At 34.3% G+C, this 3,692-nt stretch carries 4 protein-coding genes; 2 read left to right on the forward strand and 2 right to left on the reverse strand.

The genetic code is table 11. The features are described 5' to 3' along the window. The first annotated feature begins 110 nt into the window (after positions 1-110). Positions 111-725, forward strand: a complete 615-nt coding sequence (locus CK510_RS27770; RefSeq protein ID WP_143289472.1) for a PEP-CTERM sorting domain-containing protein — start codon at positions 111-113, stop codon at positions 723-725. A 166-nt stretch (positions 726-891) separates the two neighbouring features. Beyond that, positions 892-1,494 (forward strand): hypothetical protein, encoded by a 603-nt coding sequence (locus CK510_RS27775; RefSeq protein ID WP_095724725.1) that lies wholly within the window; start codon positions 892-894, stop codon positions 1,492-1,494. A 72-nt stretch (positions 1,495-1,566) separates the two neighbouring features. Here CK510_RS27775 and CK510_RS27780 read toward each other — a convergent pair whose 3' ends face one another. Next, positions 1,567-2,640 carry a DUF1822 family protein gene (locus CK510_RS27780; RefSeq protein WP_095724726.1) on the reverse strand — a complete coding sequence of 358 codons (1,074 nt, stop codon included), beginning with the start codon at positions 2,638-2,640 and terminating at the stop codon, positions 1,567-1,569. 13 nt (positions 2,641-2,653) lie between these two features. After that, positions 2,654-3,692: hypothetical protein (locus CK510_RS32110; protein WP_158224979.1), on the reverse strand; the 1,039-nt coding region annotated here is incomplete at its 5' end.

The following is a 3,692-nucleotide window of genomic DNA, read 5'->3' on the forward strand; positions in this document are numbered from 1 at the left end:
AGATAACGAAGACAAGAGTGTCAAGAATAAACCAGAAACTGACGGTACAAGAGTCTAACTATTAGTAAGCATTCATCTATATCTATAAAATACAGGATCGAAGGAGCAAAATGATTATTACAAACTCCGAGATGGAACAAACTCAACTTGTTCGTCCAAGTTTACAAAATTCCCTTGCAAACCATCCATTACTTTCAGAAAGTGAAGAAATTAAAAGCTATTTTCAAGCAGACGATCTAATTGATTGGCAAGTAGTTGGTAAAGCGTTAACATCTCTACCAACCACATTTTTAATGACATCTTATCGTGGTGTAGAAATTCAAGTTAGTGTGGCTTCAGGTTCTTTGCTACGACTTGACCAAACACCGGAAATTCCTGCTGGTTTTGAACTTGGAGATGCACTATTATTTACAGGTTTTGGTAATCCTGGACCATTAGGGATTGTGTTTGAAAAACCTATTTTTGGAGCAATTACAAAAATTCAAGCTGATACTGTCAAATATCCTGAATATTTAGTTTCGGTAGAAGCATTTGACAATTTAGATAGGAGTTTAGGAAAGGTTAATTTAGCCGCACGTAGCCAAAGGGAAGGTGGTGGTATAATTCCGTTGAGTTTATTTGATGGCAAAGGTAGAATTAAAAAGTTAGTTTTGAATGCAAAAGAACAAGGTATTCATATGCCTTTTGCGATTAGTTCTGTGAGTTTAAGAACTAATTTAAACTAATCTATATTGTATCCCCGACTTCTCGTTGGGGATATATTATATGTATGATTCTTCTATTGCTATTTACGATATATTTGATTAGAATCATAATCGCATTACGATCGCATAATTAATTGTAAAATTAATTGCCAAGTTAAACGATTACTAGAAATCAGATATATCGACTATGGAACGAATCTCTATAATTATTTTTGTGTTATTTTTTCCTGCTTGTATTGGTATCTTCAAGCAAGCAATTTGGGGTACGGAATTAGCGCATCAAATAATTGCGATCGCGATGTGTTTATTTTGTGTTGAACAGGGAAGGATGGCTATTAAGGATTTACAGAAAATAGCTGAGGCAAAAAAGGTAGTTATAGATACTCGTTTAGATAAATTTTATATTATTACTGTGACGACAATTATTGTCGAACTTTTGGGTTTTTACATGTCATCTTTTTGGTTGGGATGGGGTTCAATTATAATTTTATTAAGTCAGGTTTGGTTTAATTTACTAGCAGCAATCAAAATTAAAATTTCATCTCAAACTTCAGCAAAAAGTATTATTGATATAATTGAACCTTGGACAATTAGCGAACGTTTACCTGTGTTAATTGCTGATGTTTTAGGCTTAGTTTTAATTAGTTTTTGGATGTTAAGTTTTTCGATGTTGAAAAGTGCTTCATTTTGGATTTCCCTAGTTCTTTGTACTATGGTGATACTTTACCTGGGAATTAAGTTGGCTTCAAGTGTTTCCAGTTATTTGAGGAATCGCGTTTCTTTGAGTTAAATGCAGAATTCAGAATTCAGAATAAATAATTAAATTCTGATTCCTGACTACTGAACTCCTGACTCCTTAAAATTAAAGTTCAAAATCTTCACAAATAGTTGCACCATCAACACTAATTTGAATGCTAAACTTTTTCCCAACTTCTCCACGAAAGGGTTTAAGTTGAATATAGTTATCTTGATTACGTGCATGAACTTCTTGAAGATTTTTTCCGGCTTTTGATAGCAGAATTAAGCTAATATCTGGGGGTAGGAATTTTTCCCCACCTGTAGGATACAATTGAATTAAAATACCTAATTTGTCTTCATTTTCGTCTGTAATACTTACTAGCAAAGCAACTGTTTTATTCCCAAACTGCATACCTAAATCAATCAATTTACCTCGCTTTGTATTCGCTTCAACATTGCGAGTCTGAAGTACCAAATTTGCTTCCTGGTTAAGCATTAAGTCCATAGCTTGCCAAGTATCATCAAATATACTTTGGAGCCATTCACTTAATTTAGTTATGCTGATTTGGATATCTTGATTTACTTGCGAATTTACTGATGCTTGAACTGATTGAACCTTTGTTTGGGTAGATACTTCCGGTAAGTAAATTGCCGTAGGTTCGATGTAACTAGTATAGAATAATAGATGATTTGGCTCAGTATCTAATAAAGCTAAAGGTATTTGGTAGTTGTTGTTTTGTGAGGGTTTCAAGTTATGGGTATCACGGTATTGAATGAATTTATCGTAGCGAATAAAGCCACGTAAAATTACTTGTTCCTCTTCTTCTAGTACTTCAAGTATTGTATAAAAATGGGATACTAATTCGGGATTTTCAATGACATTTTGGGGTATTTGGACAACTTCATCAAGTAGATTTTCAGTTGCGATCGCAGCTATTTTAAAACCACCAAATTTCAAGATACCAACTGTGGCAATTTCGCCATGATTGCTAGTGATTTTTTGGTTGGGGGTTCTTTCTTGAAACCATTGTTCTAAGCTGAGTAATGCTAATGCATTCAAGTATGCTTGCCACTTTTCTGCTTCAGAATGAATCTGGTTAACCATCGCATTAGCTTTGTCAAAATGTTCTTCTTCAAGCCAATTGGTTTCTGGCATTAATAATCTCATATCGCTTGGGTTTACAAGGGAGTTAATCATAACTTATTTCCGATTAATTAGCTGGTATTAGTTGATGTATGTTACTTAAAATTTGTTTAAGAATTTGTGCGTAAGGGCTATTTAAAGAACGATTTTTACCCGCTCTAATTTCCTCTGCTGCTGCTTGAAATACTTCATCATCGGCAAATATTTCGATTTGTTCAGCAAGGGTTTTAATATAGTCTGGTGTGGGAGGAATTTGAGTTAAGCCTTTTTGCTGTGCTAATTTTAAAATGCTATCTAGTAAATTTAGAGTTGTTTGCTCGCGAACTTTTGCAACTAATTCACCAGGGTTTAATATCCGTCTTGTTTGATCCCAACTTGACATTTTTAAGATATGGGTGATTTCTTGCAGTGATTTTTGCTCACTGTAATATAATTGCAAACCGGTAACGAATTTATCTGCAAAAGGTGCGTATTTTTTACTTTTTTTTAATTTGGTAATACAATTACGAATCTCTTGCTCAATAACTTGATTTGCTGTTAGTTTCAGTTGTTCATGTAAGTATTCAACAAGTTCTCTTTCTTCGACATCAACTTCACAAATTGATGTCTGTGGTAAATCACTTCTAAATGCGTAACCTCCGGTTTCTGAATCTTGAATTTCTAAGGGTTCACGATAACTCCAAATATCGTATTGTCGTAATTGAGTTGCTGTGTTTTTTAAGGCTTTCATCAACTCAGATGTACTATTGATGGTAATATCCCGTTCCTTCAATCGTTTGAGCATCTCTTCGAGTTGATTTTTGCTAGGATCGGGACAGGATTTTAAGCTAGATTTTGCACTTGCTTGTCGGTTTTGGATTCTGTCATGACGATAAACCCCATGAAAAATTTCGACTAAATTGCGATCGCGGATCGATAATTTTTCCAGTTGCTTAGCTCGGGTACGATTTAACAATGCCCAATCGCTTAAATGTTTAAAACCATATTCCGCTAAAAAGTCTTTGAGTTCTGGGTTTTGCTTGGTTTGTAGATATGCCCAATTATCCAAACTCATCCGCGATCGCGATTCATCTTTAAACGTCTGCAAAACTTTTACTGTAAAATAC

The sequence above is a fragment of the Brunnivagina elsteri CCALA 953 genome, assembly GCF_002289455.1.
In the GTDB taxonomy this organism is placed as follows: Bacteria; Cyanobacteriota; Cyanobacteriia; order Cyanobacteriales; family Nostocaceae; genus Brunnivagina; species Brunnivagina elsteri.